24 protein-coding genes, 1 pseudogene and 1 riboswitch are annotated in these 26,156 nt (G+C 73.0%); of the genes and pseudogenes, 9 read left to right on the top strand and 16 right to left on the bottom strand.

What is annotated here, in order from left to right; genetic code table 11:
* Positions 1-153: 153 nt before the first annotated feature.
* The 3 genes from V6U89_RS27375 to pdhA are packed head-to-tail and all read right to left on the bottom strand — an operon-like array spanning position 154 to position 3,757.
* Complete coding sequence (locus V6U89_RS27375; RefSeq protein ID WP_334575157.1) at positions 154-1,539, bottom strand: dihydrolipoamide acetyltransferase family protein; 1,386 nt, start codon at positions 1,537-1,539, stop codon at positions 154-156.
* On the bottom strand, positions 1,536-2,552 hold the full coding sequence (locus V6U89_RS27370) for an alpha-ketoacid dehydrogenase subunit beta (protein ID WP_334575155.1): 1,017 nt from the start codon (positions 2,550-2,552) through the stop codon (positions 1,536-1,538). The genes V6U89_RS27375 and V6U89_RS27370 overlap by 4 nt, the downstream gene beginning before the upstream one ends.
* On the bottom strand, positions 2,552-3,757 hold the full coding sequence (gene pdhA, locus V6U89_RS27365) for a pyruvate dehydrogenase (acetyl-transferring) E1 component subunit alpha (protein ID WP_334575262.1): 1,206 nt from the start codon (positions 3,755-3,757) through the stop codon (positions 2,552-2,554). The genes V6U89_RS27370 and pdhA overlap by 1 nt, the downstream gene beginning before the upstream one ends.
* Before the next feature lie 72 nt (positions 3,758-3,829).
* Between pdhA and V6U89_RS27360 the strand changes: the two genes are divergently transcribed.
* Positions 3,830-4,336, top strand: a complete 507-nt coding sequence (locus V6U89_RS27360; RefSeq protein ID WP_334575152.1) for an Lrp/AsnC family transcriptional regulator — start codon at positions 3,830-3,832, stop codon at positions 4,334-4,336.
* A gap of 25 nt (positions 4,337-4,361) precedes the next feature.
* Here V6U89_RS27360 and V6U89_RS27355 read toward each other — a convergent pair whose 3' ends face one another.
* Positions 4,362-5,312, bottom strand: coding sequence for a DNA polymerase domain-containing protein (locus tag V6U89_RS27355; protein ID WP_334575257.1), 951 nt, complete (start codon positions 5,310-5,312; stop codon positions 4,362-4,364).
* A gap of 161 nt (positions 5,313-5,473) precedes the next feature.
* Here V6U89_RS27355 and V6U89_RS27350 point away from each other — a divergent pair, with 161 nt between their 5' ends.
* Positions 5,474-6,094, top strand: a complete 621-nt coding sequence (locus tag V6U89_RS27350; RefSeq protein ID WP_334575149.1) for an L-threonylcarbamoyladenylate synthase — start codon at positions 5,474-5,476, stop codon at positions 6,092-6,094.
* A gap of 7 nt (positions 6,095-6,101) precedes the next feature.
* Here the strand turns inward: V6U89_RS27350 and V6U89_RS27345 are convergent, their stop codons facing one another.
* The 3 genes from V6U89_RS27345 to V6U89_RS27335 form a co-directional block, all read right to left on the bottom strand.
* Positions 6,102-6,647: a hypothetical protein gene (locus V6U89_RS27345; RefSeq protein ID WP_334575143.1), complete on the bottom strand. Its 546-nt coding sequence runs from the start codon at positions 6,645-6,647 to the stop codon at positions 6,102-6,104.
* A gap of 56 nt (positions 6,648-6,703) precedes the next feature.
* Positions 6,704-7,024 (bottom strand): hypothetical protein, encoded by a 321-nt coding sequence (locus V6U89_RS27340; protein WP_334575139.1) that lies wholly within the window; start codon positions 7,022-7,024, stop codon positions 6,704-6,706.
* A 109-nt stretch (positions 7,025-7,133) separates the two neighbouring features.
* The gene (locus tag V6U89_RS27335) at positions 7,134-9,095 is read right to left on the bottom strand and encodes a Xaa-Pro dipeptidyl-peptidase (RefSeq protein WP_334575136.1); all 1,962 of its coding nucleotides are present in this window, start codon (positions 9,093-9,095) and stop codon (positions 7,134-7,136) included.
* Positions 9,096-9,275: 180 nt separating this feature from the next.
* On the opposite strand from V6U89_RS27335, the gene V6U89_RS27330 reads away from it, so the two are divergent.
* A complete protein-coding gene (locus V6U89_RS27330) occupies positions 9,276-11,525 on the top strand; it encodes a WD40/YVTN/BNR-like repeat-containing protein (RefSeq protein ID WP_334575130.1) in 2,250 nt (749 codons plus the stop codon).
* Between the two features lie 64 nt (positions 11,526-11,589).
* Here V6U89_RS27330 and V6U89_RS27325 read toward each other — a convergent pair whose 3' ends face one another.
* Positions 11,590-11,817, bottom strand: coding sequence for a hypothetical protein (locus V6U89_RS27325; RefSeq protein ID WP_334575252.1), 228 nt, complete (start codon positions 11,815-11,817; stop codon positions 11,590-11,592).
* Positions 11,818-11,962: 145 nt separating this feature from the next.
* On the opposite strand from V6U89_RS27325, the gene V6U89_RS27320 reads away from it, so the two are divergent.
* From V6U89_RS27320 to V6U89_RS27305, 4 genes are all read left to right on the top strand, one after another.
* On the top strand, positions 11,963-12,694 hold the full coding sequence (locus tag V6U89_RS27320) for a histidine phosphatase family protein (RefSeq protein ID WP_334575127.1): 732 nt from the start codon (positions 11,963-11,965) through the stop codon (positions 12,692-12,694).
* Positions 12,678-13,547, top strand: a complete 870-nt coding sequence (locus tag V6U89_RS27315) for an NAD(P)H-hydrate dehydratase (protein WP_280836664.1) — start codon at positions 12,678-12,680, stop codon at positions 13,545-13,547. The genes V6U89_RS27320 and V6U89_RS27315 overlap by 17 nt, the downstream gene beginning before the upstream one ends.
* 144 nt (positions 13,548-13,691) lie before the next feature.
* Complete coding sequence (locus V6U89_RS27310; protein WP_334575121.1) at positions 13,692-15,176, top strand: S8 family peptidase; 1,485 nt, start codon at positions 13,692-13,694, stop codon at positions 15,174-15,176.
* A gap of 114 nt (positions 15,177-15,290) precedes the next feature.
* Positions 15,291-15,791 (top strand): hemerythrin domain-containing protein, encoded by a 501-nt coding sequence (locus tag V6U89_RS27305; protein WP_179805259.1) that lies wholly within the window; start codon positions 15,291-15,293, stop codon positions 15,789-15,791.
* Positions 15,792-15,839: 48 nt separating this feature from the next.
* Here V6U89_RS27305 and V6U89_RS27300 read toward each other — a convergent pair whose 3' ends face one another.
* Complete coding sequence (locus V6U89_RS27300; protein ID WP_334575118.1) at positions 15,840-16,709, bottom strand: metallophosphoesterase family protein; 870 nt, start codon at positions 16,707-16,709, stop codon at positions 15,840-15,842.
* Between the two features lie 163 nt (positions 16,710-16,872).
* A riboswitch (ZMP/ZTP riboswitch) is annotated at positions 16,873-16,962 on the top strand.
* An 18-nt stretch (positions 16,963-16,980) separates the two neighbouring features.
* Here V6U89_RS27300 and V6U89_RS27295 point away from each other — a divergent pair.
* The gene (locus V6U89_RS27295) at positions 16,981-18,399 is read left to right on the top strand and encodes a glycine hydroxymethyltransferase (RefSeq protein ID WP_334575114.1); all 1,419 of its coding nucleotides are present in this window, start codon (positions 16,981-16,983) and stop codon (positions 18,397-18,399) included.
* Between the two features lie 399 nt (positions 18,400-18,798).
* Here V6U89_RS27295 and V6U89_RS27290 read toward each other — a convergent pair whose 3' ends face one another.
* The 7 genes from V6U89_RS27290 to V6U89_RS27260 form a co-directional block, all read right to left on the bottom strand.
* Positions 18,799-19,182, bottom strand: a complete 384-nt coding sequence (locus V6U89_RS27290) for a hypothetical protein (protein ID WP_334575109.1) — start codon at positions 19,180-19,182, stop codon at positions 18,799-18,801.
* 352 nt (positions 19,183-19,534) lie between these two features.
* Entirely contained in the window at positions 19,535-21,187 is a 1,653-nt protein-coding gene (gene araB, locus V6U89_RS27285) for a ribulokinase (RefSeq protein ID WP_334575104.1), read from the bottom strand.
* Between the two features lie 60 nt (positions 21,188-21,247).
* The gene (locus V6U89_RS27280; RefSeq protein ID WP_130337177.1) at positions 21,248-21,499 is read right to left on the bottom strand and encodes a hypothetical protein; all 252 of its coding nucleotides are present in this window, start codon (positions 21,497-21,499) and stop codon (positions 21,248-21,250) included.
* Between the two features lie 64 nt (positions 21,500-21,563).
* Positions 21,564-22,520: a carbohydrate kinase family protein gene (locus V6U89_RS27275; RefSeq protein ID WP_334575095.1), complete on the bottom strand. Its 957-nt coding sequence runs from the start codon at positions 22,518-22,520 to the stop codon at positions 21,564-21,566.
* Between the two features lie 54 nt (positions 22,521-22,574).
* The gene (locus V6U89_RS27270) at positions 22,575-23,414 is read right to left on the bottom strand and encodes an ATP-binding cassette domain-containing protein (RefSeq protein WP_334575091.1); all 840 of its coding nucleotides are present in this window, start codon (positions 23,412-23,414) and stop codon (positions 22,575-22,577) included.
* Positions 23,411-24,439 carry an ABC transporter permease gene (locus V6U89_RS27265; protein ID WP_334575087.1) on the bottom strand — a complete coding sequence of 343 codons (1,029 nt, stop codon included), beginning with the start codon at positions 24,437-24,439 and terminating at the stop codon, positions 23,411-23,413. Before V6U89_RS27265 ends, V6U89_RS27270 begins: the two co-directional genes overlap by 4 nt.
* Before the next feature lie 98 nt (positions 24,440-24,537).
* A complete protein-coding gene (locus V6U89_RS27260; RefSeq protein WP_334575082.1) occupies positions 24,538-25,620 on the bottom strand; it encodes a substrate-binding domain-containing protein in 1,083 nt (360 codons plus the stop codon).
* Positions 25,621-25,855: 235 nt separating this feature from the next.
* Here V6U89_RS27260 and V6U89_RS27255 point away from each other — a divergent pair.
* A pseudogene (locus V6U89_RS27255) lies at positions 25,856-26,156 on the top strand (hypothetical protein); the annotation flags it as partial.

The following is a 26,156-nucleotide window of genomic DNA, read 5'->3' as shown; positions in this document are numbered from 1 at the left end:
CGGTCCGGTCGTTCCCCGGCCGCCGATTTCCCGGCCCACCGACCGGAAAACGCCGTGCCCACGCCCCCGCCGCCCACACCGCTGAGGACGAAACGGACACCCCGCCGTCCGGCGGCGGAGCCGGCCAGCGCGGCCGGCTCCGCCCGTACCGCCTCAGACGTTGGCGACCAGCAGCGCCGGCTGCTCGACGCAGTCGGCGACGTGCCGCAGGAAGCCGCCCGCCACGCCACCGTCACAGACCCGGTGGTCGAAGGTGAGGCTGAGCTGGGTCACCTTGCGCACCGCGAGCTGCCCGTCGACCACCCAGGGCTTGTCCACGATCCGACCCACCCCGAGCAGCGCCGCCTCCGGGTGGTTGATGATCGGCGTCGAGCCGTCCACACCGAACACCCCGTAGTTGTTGAGGGTGAAGGTGCCGCCGGTCAGCCGGGCCGGCGGCAGCGTGCCGGCGCGGGCCGCGGCGGTGGTCTCCGCCAGCGCGGCGGCCAGTTCCCGGGTGGTGAGCCGCTGGGCGTCGCGCAGCACCGGGACGACCAGGCCCCGGTCGGTCTGCGCGGCGATGCCCAGGTGCACCCCGGCCGACTGGACGATCCGCTGTCCCTCGGTGTCGACCCGCGCGTTGAGCTGCGGGAACCGCCGCAGTCCGCTGAGGCAGATCCGGGCCAGCAGGGCCAGGGTGCTCACCGGCGCGTCCGGGGTGGCGGCGTTGATGGCCGCCCGGGTCTCCAGCAGCCCGGTGGCGTCCACGTCCACCCAGATGGTCACCTCGGGGATCTCCCGCCGACTGCGGGAGAGCTTGTCGGCGATCACCTTGCGGATGCCGGTGAGCGGGATGACCACGTCCTGCCCGTCGGCCGGGGCGAGCCCGACGTGCGCGGCGGGCTGTTCCGGAACCGCCGCGAGCCGGGTGGCCGGCGCGGCGGCGGCCGCCTCCACGTCGGCGCGGCGGATCACGCCGCCGGTGCCGGTGCCCCGCACCGAGGCCAGGTCCACCCCGCGTTCGCGGGCCAGCCGGCGCACGATCGGCGAGATGACCAGCGCCGCCGTCGGCGTCCGCCCGGCCGCGAGGTCGGTCGGTGCGGCGGCCGGCTCCGGGGAGTTCTTCCCGTCGGGGGCGTCGGTCGCGCCGGCGGTGGGCTCGGGGGCCAGCGCCAACCGGGGCCGGCGCCGGCGCCGGCCGGCGCCGGCGTGCCCGGTGCCGTACCCGATCAGCACGTTGCCGGAGCCGGCCCGCTCCTCCTCGCGGTAGGTGGCGTGTCCGGCCGGCTCGCCGCCACCCTCGCCGTCGAGCGGCGCGATGGTGATCAGGGGTTGGCCGACCGGGCGCACCTCACCCGCCGCGCCGTGCAGGGCGACCACCCGGCCGGCGTACGGGCAGGGCACGTCGACGACCGCCTTGGCGGTCTCCACCTCGACCACGCTCTGGTCCACCGTGACCACGTCGCCGACGGCGACCCGCCACTCCACGATCTCGGCCTCGCTCAGCCCCTCGCCCAGGTCGGGCAGGAGGAAGACCTGCGTCCGCTCCACCGTGGTCACGCCGCGCTCCCCTGGGGCAGCCAGCGCGGGTCGGGCTGGTCGTCCCACTGGAGGCGGGCCACCGTGTCCAGCACCCGGTCCACCGAGGGCAGGTGGGTGTGCTCCAGCATCGGCGCCGGGTACGGGATGTCCAGGCCGGACACCCGCAGCACCGGGGCGTGCAGGGCGTGGAAGCAGCGCTCCTGCACCCGGGCGGCGATCTCCGCGCCGACCCCGGCGAAGCCCTGCGCCTCCTGGATCACCACGCACCTGCCGGTCCGGCGGACCGAGGCGGCGATCGTCTCGTCGTCGAACGGCACGATGGTGCGCACGTCGACGACCTCCAGGTTCCAGCCCTCCTCGCGGGCGGCCTCGGCGGCCTCCAGCGCGACCGGCACCGCCGGGCCGTACGCGACCAGGGTGGCGTCGGTGCCGGGCCGGCGCACGACCGCGCGGCCGAACGGCGCGGTGGTCGCGGGCAGTTCCGCCTCGGCGCTGGAGAAGTAGAGCTTCTTGGGCTCCATGAACACGACCGGGTCAGGATCGTCGATCGCCTGGCGCAGCAGCGAGTACGCGTCCTCGACGGTGGCCGGGGTGACCACCTTCAGGCCCGGGGTGTGCGCGTAGTACGCCTCGGACGAGTCGCAGTGGTGCTCCACCCCGCCGATGCCGCCGGCGTAGGGCACCCGGATCACGATCGGCACGCTCAGCGCGCCGCGGGTGCGGTTGCGCAGCTTCGCCACGTGCGAGGCGATCTGCTCGAAGGCCGGGTACGCGAACGCGTCGAACTGCATCTCCACCACCGGGCGCAGCCCGGACATGGCCAGCCCGACGGCGAAGCCGACAATGCCGGCCTCGGCCAGCGGGGTGTCGAAGCAGCGCTTGTCGCCGAAGCGGGCCTGCAGCCCGTCGGTGATCCGGAAGACGCCGCCGAGCTGCCCGACGTCCTCGCCGAAGACGACCACCCGGTCGTCGTCGAGCATCGCGTCGGCGAGCGCGGCGTTGAGCGCCTTCGCCATGGTCATGGTGGCCATCAGGCGTCCCCCTCCTCGTCGCGGGCGGCGGCCAGCTCGGCGCGGACCTGCTCGCGCTGCTCGACCAGCTGCGGGGTCGGCTCGGCGTAGACGTGGTCGAAGAGGCTGAGCGGGTCGACCGTGGGCTGGGCGTTCATCCGGTCGCGCAGGTCGGCGGCGTACGCCTCGGCCTCCTCGGCGATCGCGGCCACCGCCGCGTCGTCGAGCGCGCCCCGGTTGCGCAGGTACGTCTCCAGCCGGGCCACCGGGTCGCGGTCGCGCCAGGCCTCGACCTCGTCGGCGTCGCGGTACCGGGTGGCGTCGTCGGCGTTGGTGTGCGGCTCCATCCGGTAGGTGTGCGCCTCGACCAGGAACGGCCCGTGACCGGCCCGGGCGTGCGCCACCGCGCGGGTGAGCACCGCCAGCACCGCCACCGGGTCGTTGCCGTCGACCTGCTCGCTGGGCACGCCGTAGCCGACACCCTTGTACGCCAGGCTCGGCGCGGCGGTCTGCCGGGACAGCGGCACGCTGATGGCGTACTTGTTGTTCTGCACGAAGTAGACGACCGGGGCCTTGAACACGGCGGCGAAGTTGACCCCCTCGTGGAAGTCGCCCTCGCTGGTGGCGCCGTCGCCGATGAAGGCCAGCGCCACGGTGTCCCGCCCCTGGTACGACTCGCCGTAGGCCAGCCCGGCGGCGTGCACGCACTGGGTCGCCAGCGGGGTGCACTGCGGCGCGGTGTACACCCGCGTCGGGTCGTACCCGCAGTGCCAGTCGCCGCGCAGCAGGGTGAGCACCTCGACCGGGTCGATGCCCCGGCTGACCAGCGCCATCGACTCGCGGTAGGTGGGGAACACCCAGTCGGTGTCGCGCACGGCGAGGGTCGCCCCGACCTGGCAGGCCTCCTGGCCGCGCGAGGACGGGTAGACGGCGAGCCGGCCCTGCTTGGTCAGGGCGGTGGCCTGGGTGTCGAAGCGGCGACCGACCACCATCCGGCGGTACATCTCGCGCAGCGCCTCGACGGGCGGCTCGGGGTAGTCGGCGCGGGCCGGCAGCGGCGTGCCGTCCGGGTCGAGCAGTCGGACCGGCTCGGCCTGCGGGAGCAGGCCGGCGGACTTCTCGGGCGCGGCCGGGGTGGCCGGCCGGCGGGTGCGCGGGGATGCCCTGCGGACCGCCTGGGGTGTGGTCGTCACGGCGGGGACCTCCTGGACGTGTGGTGGCCTTATGCTCCTGCTGTCGGATGATTGACTCAAGATGCGCGGTGAACGTGGGATGAATGGCATCCCGAGGGGGCTGATGTGAGCCAGGAGACCAGTCCGGAGGCGGGCCTGCCCGGTGGAACGGGACGTTCGGCCGGTCCGTTGGACGAGGTGGACCGGCGCATCCTCGACGAGCTGGTCCGCGACGGCCGGCTCTCGGTCCGTACGCTGGCCGAACGCGTGCACGTCTCCCGCACCAACGCGTACGCCCGGGTGGAGCGGTTGCTGCGCGACGGGGTGATCACCGGGTTCCGGGCACAGGTCGCGCCCGAGCCGGCCGGGCTGGGCACCTCGGCGTACATCGCCCTGACGATCCAGCAGAACACCTGGCGGGAGGTGTCGGCGGAGCTCGCCCGGGTGCGCTACGTCGAGCACGTGGCGCTGCTCAGCGGCGAACACGACGTGCTCGCCCTGGTCCGCGCGCCCGACAACGCCACCCTGCGCGACGTGGTGCTGGAGCGGGTGCAGGGCATCGCCGGGGTGCTGTCGACCCGCAGCTGGCTGGTCTTCGAGGAGTTCACCGGCGCGCAGAGCCCCTGGCAGTGACCCGTCAGCGCCCCGGCAGTGACCGTCAGCGTTCGGGCGGGGCCGCCAACCCCTCCCGGTCGGCCAGCTCCAGCAGCGGCTCCAGCGAGAAGCGCCGCTCGTCCAGGCCGGCGTGCGGGTCGCCGCGCCCGGCGAACCGGGCCGGCATGCTCACCACGTCGAAGTCCTCGGGGCGGACGTCGTCCAGCTCCGACCAGTCCAGCGGCGCGGAGACCAGCGCCGCCGGCGTCGGCCGGATCGAGTACGCCGAGGTCATGGTGTGATCGCGGGCCATCTGGTTGTAGTCGACGAAGACCGGCCGGTCCCGCTGCTCCCGCCACCAGGTGGTGGTGACCAGGTCGGGGCGGCGCCGCTGCATCTCCTGGCCCAGCGCCAGCACCGCACGCCGGCACTCGCCGAAACTCCACCTCGGCTCGATCGACAGGTAGACGTGCAGACCCCGCCCGCCGGTGGTCTTCGGGTAACCCACCAGCCCCAGCTCGTCGAGGAAGGCGCGGACCTCGTGCGCCACCGGCACCACCTGGTCGAAGCCGACGCCCGGCATCGGGTCGAGGTCGATGCGGAGCTGGTCGGGGCGTTCCACGTCCGCCGCCGAGACCGGCCAGGGGTGGAACCGCAGCGTCCCCAGGTTGGCCGCCCAGATCACCACGGCCAGCTCGCTCGGCGCGACCTCGTCGGCCGTCCGCCCGCTGGGGAAGGTGATGTGCGCGGTGCGGACCCAGTCGGGCGCGCCGGCCGGCAGCCGCTTCTGGTAGAAGGCGTCGCCGCGGTTGTCCTGCCGGGTAGCGATCTTCGCGCCCTCGAAGACACCGCGCGGCCAGCGTTCCAGCATGGTCGGCCGGTCCCGCAGCGCGCGCAGGATGCCGTCGCCGACGGCGAGGAAGTAACGCACCACGTCCAGCTTGGTCAGGCCTCGCTCAGGGAAGTACGGCTTGTCCGGGCTGGAGACCCGGACCACCCGTTCCCCGACCCGCATCTCCTCCGCCGCCGTCGCCACGCTCACACGGTAACGGCAGCGGCCGACTCCCGCGCCCGGCTCACCGGCACCGCTCGGTGGAAGGGTGAACCCGCCCGACGCGAGGTCGGCGATGGCGACCGGCGGTTCCGGGGGGCGGGGCCGCGGCCTAGGCTTCCGCCATGGCGACGTACCTCGACGTGCACCCGGACAACCCGCAACCACGGACGATCAGCCGGGTGGTGGACGTCGTCCGCGGCAACGGACTGATCGCCTACCCGACGGACTCGTGCTTCGCGCTCGGCTGTCAGCTGGGCAACCGGGAGGGCATCGACCGCATCCGGGACATCCGCCAGCTCGACAGCCGGCACCACTTCACCCTGGTGTGCCGGGACTTCGCGCAGCTCGGCCAGTTCGTCCAGATCAACAACGCCCTGTTCCGGTCGCTGAAGGCGGCGACCCCGGGCAGCTACACGTTCATCCTGCCGGCGACGAAGGAGGTGCCGCGCCGGTTGCTGCACCCGAAGAAGAAGACCGTGGGGGTCCGCATCCCCGATCACGTCGTGGCGCAGGCGTTGCTGGCCGAGCTGGGCGAGCCGCTGGTGTCGAGCACCCTGCTGATGCCCGGCGACACCGAACCGATGACGCAGGGCTGGGAGATCAAGGAGCGGCTCGACCACGTGGTCGACGCGGTGATCGACTCCGGCGAGTGCGGCACCCTGCCCACGACGGTGATCGACTTCTCGGAGGGCGAGGCGGAGATCGTCCGGCGCGGTGCCGGCGACCCCTCCCGGTTCGAGTAGCGCCGGGTCACGGCGTCTCGTCGTCCAGCGACGGCAGCGGCAGCAGCACGGCGGTGCTGCCGGCAGCCCGCTCGGAGTGCGCGGGTGGCGGCCGGTCGCCGCCCGGTGCCCGGCTGTGCAGCCGGCCCGCCCCTGCGGGCCCGGCGCGGCGGGAGACCTCGCAGGTCACCTGATGGATCGGCGCGGGCGCGGTACCGAACCGCCCCGGTCCCCAGCGCACCCAGATCGCGACGCGGCCGGCCGCCGCCTCCGCCGCCAGCTTTTCCCAGGTACGACGCCGATCGGTGTGGTCGACCTCGATGACCACAGGCGGCCCGTCCGGCCGGGCGCAGGCGACGTCGAGCACCGACTGCTGGCCCGACAGCGGCGGCGGCAGGGGCAGCACGCTCGGCGCCCGGCGGTAGACCCGCCAGCCCTGCTCAGCCGCCCAGGCGACCGCGGATTCGATGATCCGCGCCGTCACCGCGTCCGTGCTCAGGTCGACGAAGGTGAGCCGGTCGAGGGCCCGCCCGAGCGACGCCGCCAGCCGTTCGCCGTCCGCCACGCCGTCCATGAGCGCAGGGTAGCGGCTCGCCGGGCCGCCGCCGTGACCGGCGGCCGCCGGAGCGGTCAGACGATCAGCAGGATGCCCACCACGACGAGCGGAACGGAGACGAACAGCGAGATGCCGATCCCGGTGAGCACCCGCCCACCGCCGGCGTCCTCCCGCTCCGGCGCCAGCCCGAACGTCGACCGGGCGTCCAGCATGCCGATCCGGCTCAGGGTGAGGTCTCCGGTGACCGCCAGCAGGAGGCCGACCACCACCAGCGCGATGCCCAGTCGGTGGAGGAAGTCCCCACCGCTGACCGCCACCCAGATCCCCACTCCGACGGCGGCGACCGCCACCGCGATCACGATGAGCACCAGCGCCTCGCCCAGCCCCTTGACCACCGTCCTCCGGCGTCACCCCTCCCGTCGTGGTCGACCGATTGGCATCCTTCCCGGTCGATCGGCCCGTCGCTGCCCCGGACGGCGGCGGCGGGCCGGTCGACACCCGCCGTCAGGAGCGGTCCGGCAGCTGACGGTTGTCGGGCGGGGCGGCGCGGCCGGCCGACGGGACGGCGGGAGCCGCGACCACGTCGGGCACGTCGGTGACCGGCGGCAGGGTGGCGCCGCCGGTGACGGGCAGGGTCAGCGTGCTGCGCCCGAGGTCCACCGAGACGGTGGCGTCCCGGTCGTCGGTCTCGGTGAAGCCCGGGTCGCTCTGGGCGAGGACGAGACCGAGCACGTGGCCGGCCGGCAGCACCGCGTCGTACGCGTTGAGCGGCAGGGTGACCGTGTACCAGCGGTCCGGGCGCAGCGGGCTGGTGAACCGCAGGGACCGGTGGTGCGCCGCGTCGAGCCAGCCGCGGGTGAGGACGCCGTGGTCGGTGACCGCGGTGATCTCCGCCGTGTCCCGGTAGCAGGCGTCGTCGGCCACGGTGGACTCCCCCCAGCACGACTGGGTGACCAGCGTCCGAACCCCCTCCGAGCTGCGGTACTGGATCCGTTCCGCGGTGCCGTAGCCGACGAGTCGGGCGCTCAGCGCGGTGGTCGGCCGGTCGACCCTGATCCGCAGGCGCACCGACGGCGTCCCGGAGATCCGCAGCGGCGCGGTCAGCGCGCCGGAGAGGAACACCAACCGTCCGGCGCGGGCGGTCGTCGGCTCGGTGACCACCTGCGGCTCGGTCAGCGACTCGTCGGTGTACGCCCGGACCACGCCGGGCCGGGCGCCAGGACCGCCGAGGGTGCCGGTCGTGCCGTCGCCGGCGCCCAGGACCACGGGGACGTTCCGGGTGCCCGGGGCCGGCCAGTCGCGCTGCTCGGTCCACACCCCGGGGGCGGTCTCCAGGGTGGCCCGGGGCTCCCGCATGACCCCGTTGGGCAGGCCCTGCAGCCAGTAGTCGAACCAGCGGTGCAGGGTGGCGACCCACTCGGCCCGGCGTACGTCGAACGGATCCTCGTGCCCGGCCTGGTAGAGCCAGAGCTTCCGCGGCACCCGCCGGTCGGCGAGCGCGTCCCACCAGCGGGCGAACTGGCCGGTGGTGACGTTCAGGTCGTTGACGCCGTGCGCGACCAGCACGCTCGCCCGGACCTGCTCGGCCGCGCGGCGGTAGTCCCGCTCCGCCCAGTAGGCGTTGTAGTCGCCGGTGTCCTCCGCGCTGTCGGCGCGCAGCCGGGCGAGCACGGCGGCGCACGCCTCGGCGGGCCGGCCGTTGACCACCTGGTGCAGGTAGGCGGGATAGTCCGACGCCCGCAGCAGGCCCCGGTACCGCTGGTAGTCGTACCAACTGGAGATCGCGGAGATCGGCACGATGGTCTCCAGGCCCCGGACGCCGGTGGCCGCCACGCCGTTGGCGACCGAGCCGTCCCAGGACTTGCCGATCATGCCCACCCGGCCGGTGCTCCACGACGCGGTGACCGGCTCGCCGTCCAGCGTGAAGCCGCGGGCCCGGCCGTTCAGCCAGTCCACCACCGCCTTCGCCCCGGCCACCTCGGCCCGGCCGCCGACGTCCTCGCACCCGGTGGCGCGGGCGGTGCCGCTGAGGTCGACCGCGACGAACGCGTACCCGCGGGGGACGAACCAGTTGTCGTAGAAGAGCGGCGCCTTGGCGATCACGCCGTTCGCGTCGTACGTCTTGCGTTCGCTCTCGTTGCCCCGGCCGCAGCAGTGGTAGTAGGGCGAGGCGTCCATGATGACCGGCACCCGGATGCCGGCCTGCGCCGCCTCCCGGGGCCGGACCAGGTCGACCATGACCCGGTCCCGCATGCCGTCGCCGTCGGCGTCGGTCGGTGCCTCGACCTGGATGCTCTCCCGGACGGCGTCGGCGTAGGAGTAGACCGGCACGGTGTGGTCGCCGGCGATGTGCGGTGGGGTGGCCGGCCGGGCAGGCGCGGCGTGGGTGGGGGCGGCGGGTGCGGCCGTGAGCAGGAGCGCCGTGAGGGTGGCGGCGGCCAGTGCCCGGCTGCGGGCAGGCGTCATCGTGGTCCTTCCGACGGGGTACGGCAGGTCAGGCCATTCCACCCCATCGATGCGCTCCCTGCCTAGTGTCCGGTGTCGACCCGATCACCTTCGGTGACGCCGGAGGGTTGACCATCGACATCCGTCTTCGTAACGTTCGGCGGGACCGTCGACCCTCCCTCCACCGGCGAAGGGACCTCCGTGGCACGACGACGTACCCTCTCCCTGATCCTGGCCGCGACGCTGCTCTCCGGCGGCACCGTGGCCCTCTCCCCCACCGGCGCCGGCGCCTCACCGCCGCGTCCCGAGGACGAGTACCGGCCGGTGCGCGGACCCTCCGCCCCCGCCGAGTACCGCTACCTGCAGAAGACCGTGCGCGGCGAGGCGCTGCCCCGGCACGCCTACGACACGGCCGCGAAGGAAGGGGCCCGGCTGCCCACGGTCGGCGGCCGGTGGACCTCGGTCGGACCGACCAACATCGGCGGCCGGATCACCTCGCTCGCGCTGGACCCGCACCGCCCCGACACCGTCTACGCCGCCGCCGCCAGCGGCGGGGTCTGGGTGAGCCGGGACGCCGGCAACCGCTTCGAGCCGGCCTGGCCGGACGGCTGGACCCAGGCGATGGGCGCGGTGGCGACCGGCCCGGACGGCACCCTGTACGCCGGCACCGGCGAGGTCAATCCGGGTGGCGGCAGCGTCACCTACGAGGGCACCGGCCTGTACGCCTCCCGCGACGGCGGCCGGACCTGGCGGTCGCTGGGCCTGCGCGACTCGGGCGCGATCGGCGCGATCACCGTCGACCCGGCCGACCCGAAGCGGATCTTCGTCGCCGCCGCCGGTTCGCTCTACAACGGCGGCGGCGACCGGGGCGTCTACCGCTCCACCGACGGCGGTACGACCTGGCAGCGGATCCTCGCCGGGGCCAACGAGTTCACCGGCGCGACCGAGGTGCTGATCGACCCGCGCGACGCCGATCGGCTCTACGCCGTGCTCTGGGACCACCGCCGCACGCCGGACCTGCGCACCTACGGCGGTGTCGGCTCAGGGGTCTACCGCTCCCTCGACGGCGGTGCGACCTGGGCCCGCCTGGCGGGTGGGCTGCCGGCGGCCGGGCCGGAGGTGGGCCGGATCGGCCTGGGCCAGTCCGTCTCCGACCCGGACCTGCTCTACGCGATCGTCAACTCCACCGCCGGCCCGTTCGCCGGCTTCTACGGCAGCAGCGACGGCGGCGACGCCTGGACCCGGCTGCCGGACACCCCGGAGCTGACCACCTCGCAGTCCACCTTCGGCTGGTGGTTCGGCAAGGTCTGGGTCGACCCGGACGAGCCGCAGCACGTGCACGTCGCGGGCGTGCCGCTGCTGACCACCAAGGACGGCGGGCGGACCTGGACGGCGGACAGCAGCTCCACCCACGTCGACCACCACGCGATGATCTGGGATCCGCGCCGTCCGCAGCGGGTCTACCTCGGCAACGACGGTGGGACGTACCGCTCGGACGCCGACGGGGACGGCGGCTGGGTGAAGGCCACCCACGAGCCGTACACCCAGTTCTACAGCGTGGCGATCACGCCGCAGGACGTCAGCCGGATCTCCGGCGGCACCCAGGACAACGGCTCGCTGCGCTCGTGGGGCGGCCCGGCCTTCAACGAGTACCTCGGCGGGGACGGCGAGGAGAACCTGATCAACCCGACCGACAAGGAGAACGTCTACGCCTGCTACCAGTACGGCAACTGTTTCTTCTCGACCGACGGCGGCGAGACGATGACGTACTTCGGCAACCGGGTCACCGCCGCCCGGCGCAACTGGTTCACCCCGGTGGTCTTCGACCCGCGCGACCCGGCGGTGCTGTACTACGGCGCCAACGTGCTCAACCGGTCGACCGACGGCGGCCGGACCTGGACGGCGATCAGCGGCGACCTGACCGGCGGACCGGGCCGCGACCCGATCTACACCAACTACGGCACCATCACCACGGTCGCCCCGGCCGGGGACGGCCGGACCGTCTACGTCGGCACCGACGACGGGCGGGTCTGGGTGACCCGGGACCTGGGCGGCTCCTGGCAGCTGCTGCTCTCCGGGCAGCCGTGGGTCACCCGGGTCGTGGTCGACCCAGGGCGGGCCGACCGGGTGTACGTGACGCTGTCCGCGTACCGGTCGGGCTCCCAGCGGCCGTACCTGCTCGGCTCACTCGACGGGGGCCGGCACTTCCACGACCTCAGCGGCACCCTGCCGAAGGCGCCGGTCAACGACCTGGCCATCGGCACGGGGCTGACCCTCTACGTCGGCACCGACCAGGGCGTGTTCGTCAGCCCGACCGGCGGCGGGGTCTGGCTGCGCCAGGGCCGGGGCCTGCCGTTGGTCCCGGTCGACGACATCGAGTACGACGGCACCCACCACCGCCTCGTGGCGGGGACCTTCGGCCGGGGCATTTACGCCGTCCGGGTGTCCTGAGTGTCGCGGGCTGCCGGGGCCGGACGCGACGAGACTGCCGCGTCCCGCCCCGGCAGCGCGGGTGTCAGCGCCCTTCCTGCTGCATCCGCGTCATGAGCATCTGCTTGGCCTGGTCACCCGCCTTGCGATTGTTCTCCTGGATCTTGCGGAACCAGGTGGCCAGTTCCGAATCGCCCCGCTGCTCCGCGTCCCCGATGTAGGTGTCCATCCGGTAGATGTTGTCCAGCGACATCTGCAGGACGTGGATCAGGTCGTAGTTCTTGTCCTTCACCGGGCTCTTCTGTTCCGTCATGGTCGCCACGGCGTACCTCCCCTGTCTCGGTTTCCGACCAGGCCAGCGCTTACCCGGCCTCGGCCCGTTCACGCCGCAGGCCCGCCGGGAGCTGAGCGCCGGCCGGAACGGTTACCGGGCGGCCCGCTCGGGTACGGGTGGCCGCATGGCGGAACTGGCAGCCCTCTGGATCGTCCGGCACGGCGAGAGCACGGCGAACATCGCCGCGACGGCCGCGGAGACGTCCGGCGCCGAGCTGATCGACCTGACCCACCGGGACGCCGACGTGCCGCTGTCGGACACCGGCGAGGAGCAGGCCCGGGCCACCGCCCGCTGGCTCGCCGGCCTGCCGGCCGAACGCCGGCCCGACGTGGCGGTGGTCTCGCCGTACCTGCGGGCGGTGCGCACGGCCGAGCTGGCGCTGGCCGGCACCGGCATCCCGGCCAGCCGGGACGAGCGGCTGCGCGACCGGGAACTGGGCATCCTCGACGGCCTGACCGGGCACGGCGTGCAGCGCCGCTTCCCCGAGGAGGCCGCCCGCCGCCGCCGGCTCGGCAAGTTCTACTACCGCCCGCCGGGCGGCGAGTCCTGGACCGACCTGGCGCTGCGGCTGCGGGCGCTCCTGGGCGACCTGCGCCGCGACCACGAGGGACAGCGGGTGCTGCTGTTCGGCCACGACGCGCTGGTCTTCATGCTCCGCTACCTGGTGGACGGGCTGACCGAGGCGGAGCTGATGGCGCTCACCCGGGAGCACGTGATCGCCAACTGCTCGGTGACCGGCTGGTCGGCCGACCCCGAGGGCCGCCTCGTCCTGGACACCTTCAACGACGTGACGCACCTGCGCCGGCAGGGCGCCCGACCGACCAGGGAGGACGAGGTCCATGCCGAACCGGTCTGAGACGCGGGTGATCACCCCGGCGCTGCTGCGCGACTGGGCGCTGCCGGTGCCCACCGGCGGCAAGGAGCACCGGGGCACCGTGCTGGTGGTCGGGGGTTCCCGCTTCACCCCCGGCGCGGTGCTGCTGGCCGGCGTGGCCGCGCTGCGCGCCGGCGCCGGGGTGCTCCAGTTGGCCGCCGCCGAGTCGACCGCCGCCGCGCTGAGCATCCAGGTGCCGGAGGCGCTGGTGATCGGCCTGCCGGAGACCGGGGACGGGGCGGTCGCCGGCGATCCGGGCGACCGGCTCGGCGAGTTGGTCGGGCAGGCCGACGTGGTGGCGGTCGGTCCCGGCCTCAACGACATCGACGAGACCCGGGCCCTGCTGCGCCTGGTCCTGGACGCCGCCGCGCCGGAGACGCCGCTGGTGCTGGACGCGTACGCGCTGGGCGCGCTCAGCCACCAGCCGGACCTGCTGGTCGGCGCGGGCCGGCCGGTGGTGCTCACCCCCAACGTGACCGAGGCGCGGCACCTGCTGGGCCGCGAGCCCGGCCACGACCTGGACGCCGAGGCGCGCGAGCTGGCCCGCCGGTACGACGCGGTGGTCTCGCTCTACGGGCACATCGCCACCCCCGCCGGCGAGTGCTGGCGGGAGGAGAGCGGCGACGCGGGCCTGGGCACCTCGGGCAGCGGCGACGTCCGCTCCGGGCTGCTGGCCGGGCTGCTGTCCCGGGGGGCGACGCCGGCGCAGGGCGCCTGCTGGGCCGCGTGGGCGCACGCGGTCAGCGGCCAGCGGCTGGTTCCCCGGTTCGGGCGGATCGGCTTCCTCGCCCGGGAGCTGCTGGACGAGATCCCGCACACCCTGGCCACCGTATGACGGTCAGCGACCGACCGAACGGATGTGTGTAACGACACACCGCGCTCCTACGCTGTTGGTTCGGAAGCGGGCATCCCGCCCTCTTCCCGCCGGCCGCTCCCCACCAGGGGGCGTACCGGCTGGAAACAGCCCCTGGGAGTCTGTGTGAAGAACCTTCGTCGCAAGACACTGGCTGCCGCGTCCGCCGTGACCCTCGGTGTCGGCCTCGCCGTCACCGGCGGGCTGGCCCCGGCGACGGCCGCCGGCCCGGACACCACGTTCCTGGTCCTGGCCCCGCAGGGCGCCACCACCGGGAAGGCGGCGGCCCGGGTGGCCGCGGCCAAGGGCACCGTGGTGGCCACGTACGACCAGATCGGCGTGCTCGTCGTCCGCTCGACCAACCCCGAGTTCGCCACCGACGTGGCGGGTGCGGGCGTCGAGTCGGTCGCCTCCACCGCCGGCCTGGGCACCGCGCTCGAAGACAGCGAGACCGTCGAGGTCTCCGCGGCCGAGGCGGCGAACATCACCGCCGACCCGACCAAGGAGCCCCTCTACGGTCAGCAGTGGGACATGCCGATGATCGGCCTCCCGCAGGCCCACGCCGTCAACGCCGGCAACTCCGGCGTGGTGGTGGGCGTGCTGGACAGCGGCATCTCCTCCAGCCACCCCGACCTGGCCACCCAGATCGCCAAGGACAAGAGCACGTCCTGCCTCGGCGGCACGGTGGACACGGCCGAGGCGGCCTGGAACCCGACCACCTCCGACCACGGCACCCACGTGGCCGGCACCATCGCCGCCGCCGTCAACGGCGTCGGCGTGGCGGGCATCGCGCCGGGCGTCAAGCTCGCCGCGGTGAAGGTGGTCAACGACGACGGCTACATCTACCCGGAGGCCGCGGTCTGCGGGTTCATCTGGGCCGCCGAGCACGGGTTCCAGCTGACCAACAACAGCTACTTCATCGACCCGTGGGAGCTGAACTGCCGCAACGACGCACGCCAGCGTCCGGTGTGGCAGGCGGTCCAGCGGGCCATCCGTTACTCGCAGAGCAAGGGCGTGCTGAACGTGGCGTCCGCGGGTAACTCCAACTACGACCTCGCGCACAAGCTCGACGACTTCGGCAGCCCGAACAACGGGACGCCGGAGGAGCGCGAGGGCCTCACCAACGCCTGCCTCGACCTGCCGGCCGAGGTGCCGGGTGTGGTGACCGTCTCGGCGGTCGGCCGGACCGGGGCGAAGAGCTTCTACTCCTCGTACGGCCAGGGTGTCATCGACGTGACGGCGCCGGGTGGCGACACCCGCTACCGCACGCAGGGTGTCACGCCGACCTCCACCGACGGGATTCTGTCGACCACCTTCAACACGGCGACGAAGACCAACGGCTATGGCTACAAGCAGGGCACCTCGATGTCCGGCCCGCACGCCACCGGCGTGGCGGCGCTGGCGGCGTCGGCGCACCCGGGCATGAGCCCGGGTCAGCTGGCGGCGTTCCTAAAGCGTACGTCGGTGGCGCAGTCCTGCCCGGAGGGCGTCTACAACCCGGCTCCGCTGCACCCGGCCGGCCCGCACGCCTACGACGCGACCTGCTCCGGCGGCGAGCGCAACGGCTTCTACGGCGCCGGCATGGTCAACGCGTACAACGCGGTGAAGTAGCAGCACGGCACGACCAGTGGTGGGGCCCGGCGCAACACGCCGGGCCCCATCCGTTTTCGCAGCTCACCCTCGGGGTACCGGGGCAGACGTCAGTCGAACCAAGGAGGTCTGCCGGTGTCCACCGATGCCATCGTCCTGCTCAAAGAGGACCACAAGGAGATGCGCCGCCTCTTCAAGGAGTTCCAGAAGGCCGAGGAGGGCCCGGCCAGCAAGCGCCAGCAGCTGGTGAACCAGATCCTGGAAGCCCTGACGGTGCACACCTACCTGGAGAACGAGGTGATGTACCCGGAGGTCCGCAAGCTCCTGCCCGACCTGGAGGACGACATCCTCGAGTCGTACGAGGAGCACCACGTCGCCGACCTGCTCTGCGCGGAGCTGGCCGCGATGGACGCCTCCGACGAGCGCTTCGTCGCCAAGACCACGGTGCTGATCGAGAACGTCGAGCACCACGTCGAGGAGGAGGAGCAGGAGTGGTTCCCGAAGGTGCGCGAGGCCCTCGGCCGCAACCAGCTCCAGGAGATCGGTGAGCGGATGATCGCGATGCGCAAGGACGCGCCGCGTACCCCCACCGCCCCCAAGGCGATCAAGAAGGCCGTCGACGCGGTCACCGCCTGAGCGCCACTCGCGCCCGGGGCCCGGCCGTCGGCCGGGCCCCGACGCACGTCACCAGGCGGTCGGCGGCACCCCGTCCGGCGCCGGCAGGATCCGCCGCACCCGCCCCGGGGGTACGCCCCGGCGCCGCCACTCCCGGGGGTAGCCCACCGAGACCTCCTCGAAGCGGACCCCGTCGTGCCAGGTGGTCCGGGGGATGTGCAGGTGCCCGTAGACCACGGCGGCGGCGTCGAAGCGGCGGTGCCAGTCGGCGGTGGCCTCGGTGCCGCACCACTGGGCGAAGATCGGGTAGCGCAGCACCCGGGTCGGTTCCCGCACCAGCGGCCAGTGGTTGACCAGCACGGTCGGCAGGGCCGGATCGCGCTCGGCGAGGCGGCGGGCGGTCTCGGCGACCCGGGCCGCGGACCACTCGTGCCGGGTCGGGTACGGGTCGGGGTGCAGCAGGAACTCGTCGGTGCAGACGATCCCCGTCCGGTACGCCTCGGCCAGGGCGGCCTCCCGGGTGTCGAAACCCTCCGGCCGCCAGCTGTAGTCGTAGAGCAGGAACAGCGGCGCCACCAGCACCGGCCCGCCCGCCCCCCGCCACACCGGGTACGGGTCCTCCGGGGTGAGCACGCCCAGCTCCCGGCACCGTCGCACCAGGTGCTGGTAGCGGGCCACGCCCCGCAGGGTGACCGGGTCGCCCTGCGGGGTCCACAGCTCGTGGTTGCCGGGCGCCCACACCACCGTGTCGAACCGCTCGGCCAGCAGGCCCAGCGCCCACTCGACGTCGGCGGCGGTGTCGCCCACGTCCCCGGCGACGATCAGCCAGTCGCGGGGAGAGGCCGGGCGCAACGCCTCGACCAGCGCCCGGTTCTCCGCGTACCCGACGTGCAGGTCGCTGATGGCGACCAGGCTGCCGCCGGCGTCCTCGGATGGCATCCGCCGATCGTACGCAGACCGCGCCGCAGGCGTGGGGCCGCGCGACGGCGGGCTCAGTCGGCCGAGCCCGGCTCGGCCATCTTCCGGTGCTGCTCGGACTTGAGCCGGTCCACCCCCGTCCGGCGAGGTCGGGCGGGCCCCGCCCCGGCGACCCGGTAGGATCGGCGCGGGCCGTGACTGGCGCGTGGGGATGGAGCACCATCGGGAAGCGGTCCCGTCATGAGGACGCACGCCGAGCGCCTGGGCCTTCCGCACGTCTGTAGGAGGTCGCATGTCGCTGAACGCCGAATCCACCGCTTTCCGCAGCGCGCTCGAGGTGATCCGCGCCGTCGAGCCCCGGGTGGCCGACGCCATCGGCGCCGAGCTGGCCGACCAGCGCGAGTCGCTCAAGCTGATCGCCAGCGAGAACTACGCCTCCCCGGCCACCCTGCTGGCCATGGGCAACTGGTTCAGCGACAAGTACGCCGAGGGCACCGTCGGCCGCCGCTTCTACGCCGGCTGCCAGAACGTCGACACCGTCGAGGCGCTCGCCGCCGAGCACGCCAAGGAGCTGTTCGGCGCCGCGCACGCGTACGTGCAGCCGCACTCCGGCATCGACGCCAACCTGGTGGCGTTCTGGGCGATCCTGGCCGACCGGGTGGAGTCGCCGGCGCTGAAGAAGGCCCAGGTACGCCAGGTCAACGACCTCACCGAGGCGGACTGGTTCGCGCTGCGCCGGGAGCTGGGCAACCAGCGGATGCTCGGCATGTCGCTGGACGCCGGCGGCCACCTCACCCACGGCTTCCGGCCGAACATCTCCGGCAAGATGTTCGACCAGCGCAGCTACGGCACCGACCCGGCCACCGGCCTGATCGACTACGACCGGGTGGCCGAGGCGGCGCGGGAGTTCAAGCCGCTGATCCTGGTCGCGGGCTACTCGGCGTACCCGCGGAAGGTGAACTTCCGGATCATGCGGGAGATCGCCGACTCGGTCGGCGCCACCTTCATGGTCGACATGGCGCACTTCGCCGGACTGGTCGCGGGCAAGGTCTTCACCGGCGACTTCGACCCGGTGCCGCACGCGCACATCGTCACCACCACCACCCACAAGTCGCTGCGCGGCCCGCGCGGCGGCATGGTGCTCTGCGGCCCGGAGCTGGCCGACCAGGTGGACCGGGGCTGCCCGATGGTGCTCGGCGGTCCGCTGCCGCACGTGATGGCGGCCAAGGCCGTCGCCCTGGCCGAGGCCCGCCGCCCCGACTTCGCCGACTACGCCCAGCGCATCGTCGACAACGCCCAGGCGCTCGCCGAGGGCCTGGTGCGCCGGGGCACGAAGCTGGTCACCGGCGGCACCGACAACCACCTGGTGCTGCTCGACGTCTCCGGCTACGGCCTGACCGGCCGGCAGGCCGAGCAGGCGCTGCTGGACTCCGGCATCGTCACCAACCGCAACGCGGTGCCGCAGGACCCGAACGGCGCCTGGTACACCTCGGGCATCCGGATCGGTACCCCGGCGCTGACCACCCGGGGCCTCGGCGTCGCCGAGATGGACGCCACCGCCGAGCTGATCCACACCGTGCTCAGCCAGACGACGCCGGGTGAGTCCAAGGCCAAGTACGTCCTCGACCCGGCGCTGGCCGACAAGATCAGCAAGCAGGCCAACGAGCTGCTCACCGGCTTCCCCCTCTACCCCGCCGTCGACCTGGGCTGACCGCGCGCGTGGGCCGGCGCGGCGCGCCGGCCCACCGCCGCTCCGCCCGGCACCCCCGCGTCCGCGGCGATCGGACCCTCTCGATGCGAACCGGCTGCATCGTGGTCCGGTCGGGCTGCGAGCGGTAGCCGTGGATGAGAGGAGCGTCGGTAGGCGCTGACCAACGAACGCGGCCAGCAGGTCCGGCTCCCGTGCAGGACCTACATTCGTCTGGCCATAAGCCTGCATCTCGTAGGACGGGTAGCGTCCACGACCGCCGCGGGACGCAGCCACGACCTCCCGTGGCTGGCTGAATAGCTCCGAGAACCCGGGCTACCGCTTCTCGTCGCCGACCACCAGCGCGCCGGCCGGCGGGTCACTCACCGTTGACAGAGTCGCCTGATGAATTGGGCGCCGAGTTCAGAGCTGTCCAGGCAGACAAGCCTCTGCTTGGCTGACCACGAGTTCCCGGATGAGGGATAGCTCGGCAGCAGACTTCTCATCAGTGACTTCATGCCATCGGTCTAGGCAGGAGATCACGTATCTCCATTGCGCGCCGGAAAGCGCCACGGTCACCTCTTGATCGTCGTGTGGCCAGCCCGTGGAGGCTGTTGTTTCAGTCCATCCAGTGATCTGGTGCCAGCCCTCTCGGAGAATCTGCGTTCCCGCCGCTATGAGATCGTCGGGGTCGCCATTCTCGGCCTCGACATTGACCACGTTGTCAAGGACACTGTTCACGCTGCGCCACTGCCGGGAGGACATTTCGACTGCGCAAGTGCGCTCATCATCTGGCTGGTGGATCATGCGCAGCATGGTGACCGGCGGGGGTCTATGAGTCAAACGACCCAGTCCGGCTTTCATACGTCGCGCAGAGGCATCGTGAGCGGTCAGGCCTGGACGCGCCCGGTCCGGTGGGCGCGGGGACCACTGAGGCAGCCCTCCCAGTCCAAGTCTCGGGAACTCCTCATCCGGCCATGTTGACGCCTGGGCTGATCAAGCGCCAGAGCGTCGCGTCAAGCCGACCTTGACGCCGGTACGGACGCCGGGCTTCCGCCCCCGCTAGTCGTTTCCCGCCCCGGGAAAAGGCCTTTGACCTGGGCAACTGAGGGGATCTGAACCACCTCGATGCGAAGCGGGGCCGGCGGGGCCGGGCGGGTCAGCCGCGCAGGGCGCGGTTGCGGAGGGCGCGGAGGCGGTGCAGGACGTCGCTGCCGCCCCGGCCGAAGTGGTCGTGCAGGGCCCGGTACTCGGCGTACAGCTCGTCGTAGGCGGCGGCGCGGGCCGGGTCCGGGTGGAACGTCTCGCGGTGCGGCGCACCCATCGCCTCCGAGGCGGTCGACACGTGCGGGTACGCCCCGCCGGCCACCGCCGCATGGATGGCCGCGCCCAGCGCCGCCGGCTGGGCCGCGTCCAGCACGTGCAGCGGCCGGCCGAGCACGTCGGCGTAGATCCGCAGCAGCAGCCGGTTGCCGGTGAGGCCACCGGCGGCGGTCAGCTCGCGCACCGGCACCCCGGCGGCGGTGAACGCCTCGACCACGGTCCGCGCCCCGAACGCGGTCGCCTCCAGCAGCGCCCGCCAGATCTCCTCCGGCCGGGTGGCCAGGGTCAGGCCGACCAGCACCCCGCTCAGCTCGTGGTCCATCAGCACCGAGCGGTTGCCGCTGTGCCAGTCGAGCGCGAGCAGCCCGTGCCCGCCGACCGGCTGCTCGGCGGCGAGCGAGTCCAGCAGCTCGTACGGGCTGACGCCGCGCCGCCGCGCCTGTTCGGCGTACGACGCGGGCAGCGCCCGGTCGACGTACCAGGCGAAGATGTCACCCACCCCGCTCTGCCCGGCCTCGTACCCCCAGCTGCCGGCGCTCACCCCGCCGTCGACCACCCCGCACACGCCGGGCACCTCGTGGCAGTCGTCCGCGTTCATGATCAGGCAGGTGGAGGTGCCCAGCACCGCGAGCATCCGCCCGGGCGCGACGCAGCGGGCGGCCGCCGCGGTGACGTGCGCGTCGATGGCGCCGACCGCCACCGGCGTACCCTGCGGCAGGCCGGTCCAGCCGGCCGCCTCGGCGGTGAGCGTCCCCGCCCGGGCGCCCAGCGCGGCCAACGGCCCGTCGACCTTGGCCAGCAGCCCGGGCAGCGCCGGGTGCAGCGCGGCCAGGAACTCCGGGGACGGCTCGCGGCCGTCCTGGCGCAGCCCCTTGAAGCCGGCGGCGGAGACGTTGCGGGTCTGGCGCCCGCAGAGCCGCCACACGATCCAGTCGGCGGCCTCGATCCAGCGCTCCGCGGCGTCGAAGACCTCCGGGTCGGCCTCCAGCAGCTCCAGCGCCTTGGCCAGCTGCCACTCGGCCGAGACCCGGCCGCCGTAGCGGCCCAGCCAGGTCTCGCCGCGCTCGCGGGCGACGGCGTTGATCCGGTCGGCCTGGGGCTGGGCGGCGTGGTGCTTCCACAGCTTGGGCCAGGCGTGCGGCCGGTCCCGCAGCCCGGGCAGCGTGCAGAGCGGGGTGCCGTCGGCGAGCGTCGGCAGCACCGTGCAGGAGGTGGCGTCCACGCCGACACCGACCACGTCGCGCGGGTCGACCCCGGCGGCGGCCAGCGCGGCGGGCACCGCGATCCGCAGCACCGCCAGGTGGTCGGTCGGGTCCTGCAGGGCCCAGTCCGGGGGCAGCGGCGGGCCGTCGGGCAGCCGGTCGGTGAGCACCCCGTGCCGGTACGGGTGCACCGCGCTGCCCAGCTCGGCGCCGTCGTCGACGGCGACCACCACCGCCCGGCCGGACAGCGTGCCGAAGTCCACGCCGACGGCGTACCGCTTGCTCACCGCTGCCCCTCCCCCGGCGGATGCTCCCGCCTCCGGGGCCACGCTAGCAACGAGGCCCGGTCAGGCGAGCGGGCGCTTCAGGTGGTAGCGGTGCACCTCGGTGCTGCCCTGCACGTTGTTCACGTCCTCGCCGGCGGAGACCAGCTCCCAGCCCTCCCGGCCGGCGCGGTTGAGGTGCGCGATCGCGGTGTCGCCGTACGCCGTGATGTCGGTGCGCGACCCGTCCGGGCCGTACCAGACGAACGAGACGTGGAAATTGCGTCCCTGCCCCTGGTAGCGGCGGACCAGCAGGGCGTACTCCCAAGCGACCATGCGTCCATTATGGTGGCCCGCGCCGGTCGTCGGAACGGCGGCCGGCCCCTGCTCCGGGAACGGGTCAGCCCACGGCCGGGGATGCGGCGACGGCGGACCGGTCGGCCGCCAGGTCCGCCCGGGTGGGCGGGTCCGCGCCCCGTCGGCCGCAGGTCCAGGCGGCGACCCGAGCCGCCTCCAGGAGCACGGCCGCGACGATGTCGGGGCGGACGGCGCGCAGTGCCGTCCGCCGCGCCGCGCCGAGCAGGTCCCGTTCCGCCAGCGCCGCCAGCAGCCCCGCCGTGAACGCGTCGCCCGCCCCGACGGTGTCCACCACGGCGACCGGCAGCGCGTCCACCCGCACCGCACACCGGCGGGTGGCGGCCCACGCCCCGCCGTCGCCCTGGGTGACCACCACCAGGGAGGGACCCGCCTCCAGCCAGTCATGTCCCACCTGCTCGTGCCGGCGGCCGGGACAGAGCCAGGCCAGGTCCTCCAGACTCACCTTCACGATGTCGCTCGCCGCCACCAGCTCCTCGACCCGCCGCCGCGCCGTGACCTGGTCGCCCATCAGCGATGGCCGGCAGTTCGGGTCGTAGCTGATCATGGTGGTGGCGCGCCGGTTCCGCACCAGCGCCAGTACGTCGTCGGCGCCCGGCTGCAGCACGGCGGCGAGGGAGCCGGTGTGCAGGCAGACACTCGCGGTGCCCGCGCCGGTGAGCCCCCCGTCCGGAAAGGACCGCCACGTGATGTCGAAGTCGTAGCCGGCCTGTCCGTCCAGGCCCACCCGGGTCCGGGCCACGCTGGTGCGCGGCAGGTCGGACACCGACGCGGGTTCCAGCCGTACGCCGCTGCCGCTCAGGTGCTCACGCAGCGTCCGCCCGTGGGCGTCGTCCCCGAGCTGGGTCAGCAGGGTGGTGGGCTGACCCAGCCGGGCGAGCGCGACGGCGACGTTCGCCGGGCTTCCCCCGGGACGTGCCACCACGTCCCGGGCCGTCTGCACGATCAGGTCCATCAGAGCCTCGCCCACTACCGTGATCACGATGTTCCTTTCCTCCCGGGGCGCCGTCGGATTCCGTTCCCTTCTGCCACCGGCTCAGCCGGCCGCCCGCCCCGGGGTCTCCTCAAGGGTGGTCGCACCGGTCATGATCGCTACCGCCTCCGGCATCGTGTGCGACCTCGGGGTGACCACCCCGGCGCAGCGGCCCAGCCGCTGGATGTGGATGCGGTCGGCGACCTCGAACACGTGCGGCATGTTGTGGCTGATGAGGATCACCGGCAGGCCCCGCGAGCGGACCTCCTCGATCATCCTCAGCACCTGGTTGGACTCCTTGACGCCCAGCGCGGCGGTCGGCTCGTCCAGCACGATCACCTTGCTGCCGAAGGCCGCCGCCCGCGCCACCGCCACCGCCTGCCGCTGACCGCCGGAGAGGGTCTCCACCGCCTGTGCCACGTTCTGCAGCGTGCCGATCCCGAGGTCGGCGAGGGCCTGCGTGGCCTCGCGCCGCATGCCCTTCTGGTCGAGCATCCGGAACACCGCACCGAGCACCCCGCGCCGACGCTTCTCCCGACCCAGGAAGAGGTTGCTCGCGATGTCCAGCGCCGGGGCCACGGCCAACGTCTGGTAGACGGTCTCGATACCGGCGTCACGAGCGTCCTGCGGCCGCTTGAACTGCGCCGGCCTGCCCTCCAGGAACAGGTGTCCGGCATCGGGGGTCAGCGCGCCGGTCAGGCATTTGATCAGCGTCGACTTGCCGGCGCCGTTGTCGCCGATGACGGCGAGCACCTCACCCGGGTACAGGTCGAGGTCCACTCCGTCGAGCCCGACGACCTTGCCGAACGTCTTGACCAGGCCGCGGGCCGAGAGCACCGGGGAGCGCTGGTCGCTGTCGGGGGCGTCCGGCCGGCTGGCGGGAACGTGCGTGGTGGCGGTCATGACCTCACCTTCCTGATCCACTGGTCGACGGCCACGGCGAGGATCACCAGCAGACCGACCGCCAGTACCCGGTACTGGTCGTCGACCCCGGCGAGGGAGAGGCCACTGCGGAAGAAGCCGACGATCAGCGCGCCGAGCAAGGTGCCCAGCACCGCACCCCGGCCGCCGAAGAGGCTGGTGCCGCCGATGACCACGGCCGTGATGCTCTCCAGGTTGGCGTCGGTGATGGCGTTGGGACTGGCCGCACCGGCACGTCCGATCAGGATCCAGGCGGTGACGCCGTAGATGGCGCCGGCGACGACGTACACACTCAGCAGGACCCGGTCGACCCGGATGCCGGCGAGCCGGGCGGCCTCCTTGTCGTCACCCACGGCGTAGACGTGCCGGCCCCAGGCGGTCTTGGCCAGGGCGAAGCCCACCGCGAGGTAGAGGATGACGACGGCGACCACGCCGAAGGTGATCCGGAACCGGCCCAGCGGGAAGGATTCACCGGTCCAGCTGAGCACCGCCGGGAGGTCGGTGGCCTGGACGCTCTGGCCGCCGGAGTAGAGCAGCCCCATGGCGGTGAAGACGCTGAGCGTGCCGAGCGTGACGATGAACGGCGGTAGCTTCAACCGCGTCACCAGCGTCCCGTTGAGGGCTCCGGCGGCGGCGCCGACCGCCACGGCCAGGACGATGGCGAGGACGCCGGGCAGTCCCTGCCCCTCGGCCAGCTTGGCCGAGAGCATCATGGCCAGGATCGTGATCGCGCCGACTGACAGGTCGATACCGGCGGTCAGGATGATCAGGGTCTGCCCGACGGCCAGCGCGCCGATGACGGCCACCTGCTGCAGCACCAGCGACAGCGAGTTGGGCGAGGCGAAGCGCGGGTTGAGCGTGGAGAAGATGACGAACGATCCGACCAGCACGAGGAACGGGCTGATCGCGGGATGCGCGTGCAGCAGGTGCTGGACGCGTTGCAGTGGCGACTGCCGGCGCAGGGCGAACTGCTGCGCGGCGGTGGTCGGTGGTGTCGTGGTGGTCACGGCGGGCTCCCTGCCGTTGTCGACGGTGGCGGACGAACCGCCCGGTCGAGGGCCCGGGGCGCAGGTGTCCCGAGCTCCTCGGCCGTGGCGATGGTGGCTCAGCCCCAGCAGCGCTGCGCGCCGTCGGTGCTGGTGATGCTCTCGACGCCGGTGGCCGCCTTGTCGGTGACCAGGGTGACGCCGGTGTCGAAGAAGTCGAGGCCCGCGGAGGTCTTCGGCTTCTCCCCGTCGTTCGCGATCTTCTTGATCGCCTGCACGCCGAGCTCGGCCATCTTCAGCGGATACTGCTGGGAGGTGGCGCCGATGATCCCGTCCTTGACCTGGCGGACGCCGTCGCAGCCACCGTCGACGGAGACGACCAGCACGCCCTGCGTCTTTCCGGCCGCCTGAAGAGCCTTGTGCGCACCGACCGCGGCCGGCTCGTTGATGGTGTAGACCACGTTGATGTCCGGGTTCCTGGTCAGGCAGTTCTCCATCGCAGTACGACCGCCGTCCTCGGCGCCGTTGGTCGGCTCGTTGCAGGCGATCGTGTAGGTGCCGCCCGAGTAGCTGCCCGTCTTCGCCTCGTCGCCGTTCTTCTTCCGGTCGGCGGTGGCGATGCCCATCCCGGTCAGGAAGCCCTGGTCGCGGTCGTAGTCGACCGAGACCACCTTGTCGTTGAACAGGTCCAGCAGGGCGATGGTCGCGGGCTTGCCGGCGAGCTGGTTCGCCGTCCACTTGCCGATCAGCTCGCCGGCCTTGAAGTTGTCGGTGGCGAAGGTGATGTCCACCGTGTTCGCCGGGTCGGGCGGGGTGTCCAGCGCGATGACGTAGAGCCCGGCGTCCCGGGCCTTCTTGATGGCCGGGTTCACGCCGGGGCCGTTCGGGGTGATGAGGATGCCCGCGTCACCCCGGGCGATCGCGTCCTCGATGGCCTGCACCTGGCCGGCCTCGTCGCCGTCCTCCTTGCCGGCGGCCAGGGTCAGCTTCACGCCCTCCGCGTCGGCGGCCTTCTTCGCGCCCTGCTGCATGGTGACGAAGAACGGGTTGGTGGAGTTCTTGGTGATCAGCGAGACGGCGACGGTCTTGCTGCCCGAACCGCCGTCGCCCGAGCTGTCGCCGCACCCGGTGACGACCAGGCTGGTGGCTGCCGCGGCGGCGACCAGCAGGGCCGCGCGGCGGCGGACGATGCGCTGGAACATGTGTTCTCCCTCGATGACACCCGGCGGAACCGGAGCGTTCATGACAACGATGTCAGCGCAGTTTCAAGTGAGTACCACAGGTATGTCAATGGGTGGATGCATGGTTTTTCCTAACCGAGGCGTAACTCCGGCGTAACCCTTGACATCGATGTCAGGCAGCCACACGATTTCGGCCACGGGCGGACCCCCGGCACCGGCAGCGGGTGCCGGGCGCTCGGGACGGACGGAGGACGGGATGAGGATTCGCCGATGGCTGGCCGTGGCCGCCGCGACTCTCGTGGCGCTGGTGCCGGGTGCCGCCGGGGCGTCGACCGCGACCAGGGACGAGCCGTACCGACCACAGGTCCATTTCAGCCCCGAGCGCAACTGGATGAACGACCCCAACGGACTGGTGTGGTACGAGGGCGAGTGGCACCTCTTCTACCAGTACAACCCCGAGGGCGCGCAGTGGGGCAACATGTCCTGGGGCCACGCGGACGCTCCTATGCCGCGTCAAGTGGTTGGGGTGGGGTTTCGAGGCGTCGGTAGAGCTCTCG

This window comes from Micromonospora sp. CPCC 206171, from assembly GCF_036906755.1.
GTDB classification, from domain to species: Bacteria; Actinomycetota; Actinomycetes; order Mycobacteriales; family Micromonosporaceae; genus Micromonospora; species Micromonospora purpureochromogenes.
Note: the sequence above shows the minus strand (reverse complement) of the source record. Positions and strands in the feature narration are given on the sequence as shown.

Excerpts from the sequence above, each read along its gene's own strand:
- V6U89_RS27370 (WP_334575155.1), bottom strand. The coding sequence starts at position 2,552 with ATGGCCACCATGACCATGGCGAAGGCGCTCAACGCCGCGCTCGCCGAC.
- V6U89_RS27355 (WP_334575257.1), bottom strand. The coding sequence starts at position 5,312 with ATGCGGGTCGGGGAACGGGTGGTCCGGGTCTCCAGCCCGGACAAGCCG.
- V6U89_RS27350 (WP_334575149.1), top strand. The coding sequence starts at position 5,474 with ATGGCGACGTACCTCGACGTGCACCCGGACAACCCGCAACCACGGACG.
- V6U89_RS27345 (WP_334575143.1), bottom strand. The coding sequence starts at position 6,647 with ATGGACGGCGTGGCGGACGGCGAACGGCTGGCGGCGTCGCTCGGGCGG.
- V6U89_RS27335 (WP_334575136.1), bottom strand. The coding sequence starts at position 9,095 with ATGACGCCTGCCCGCAGCCGGGCACTGGCCGCCGCCACCCTCACGGCG.
- V6U89_RS27325 (WP_334575252.1), bottom strand. The coding sequence starts at position 11,817 with ATGACGGAACAGAAGAGCCCGGTGAAGGACAAGAACTACGACCTGATC.
- V6U89_RS27320 (WP_334575127.1), top strand. The coding sequence starts at position 11,963 with ATGGCGGAACTGGCAGCCCTCTGGATCGTCCGGCACGGCGAGAGCACG.
- V6U89_RS27315 (WP_280836664.1), top strand. The coding sequence starts at position 12,678 with ATGCCGAACCGGTCTGAGACGCGGGTGATCACCCCGGCGCTGCTGCGC.
- V6U89_RS27300 (WP_334575118.1), bottom strand. The coding sequence starts at position 16,709 with ATGCCATCCGAGGACGCCGGCGGCAGCCTGGTCGCCATCAGCGACCTG.
- V6U89_RS27295 (WP_334575114.1), top strand. The coding sequence starts at position 16,981 with ATGTCGCTGAACGCCGAATCCACCGCTTTCCGCAGCGCGCTCGAGGTG.
- V6U89_RS27290 (WP_334575109.1), bottom strand. The coding sequence starts at position 19,182 with ATGATCCACCAGCCAGATGATGAGCGCACTTGCGCAGTCGAAATGTCC.
- V6U89_RS27280 (WP_130337177.1), bottom strand. The coding sequence starts at position 21,499 with ATGGTCGCTTGGGAGTACGCCCTGCTGGTCCGCCGCTACCAGGGGCAG.
- V6U89_RS27270 (WP_334575091.1), bottom strand. The coding sequence starts at position 23,414 with ATGACCGCCACCACGCACGTTCCCGCCAGCCGGCCGGACGCCCCCGAC.
- V6U89_RS27260 (WP_334575082.1), bottom strand. The coding sequence starts at position 25,620 with ATGTTCCAGCGCATCGTCCGCCGCCGCGCGGCCCTGCTGGTCGCCGCC.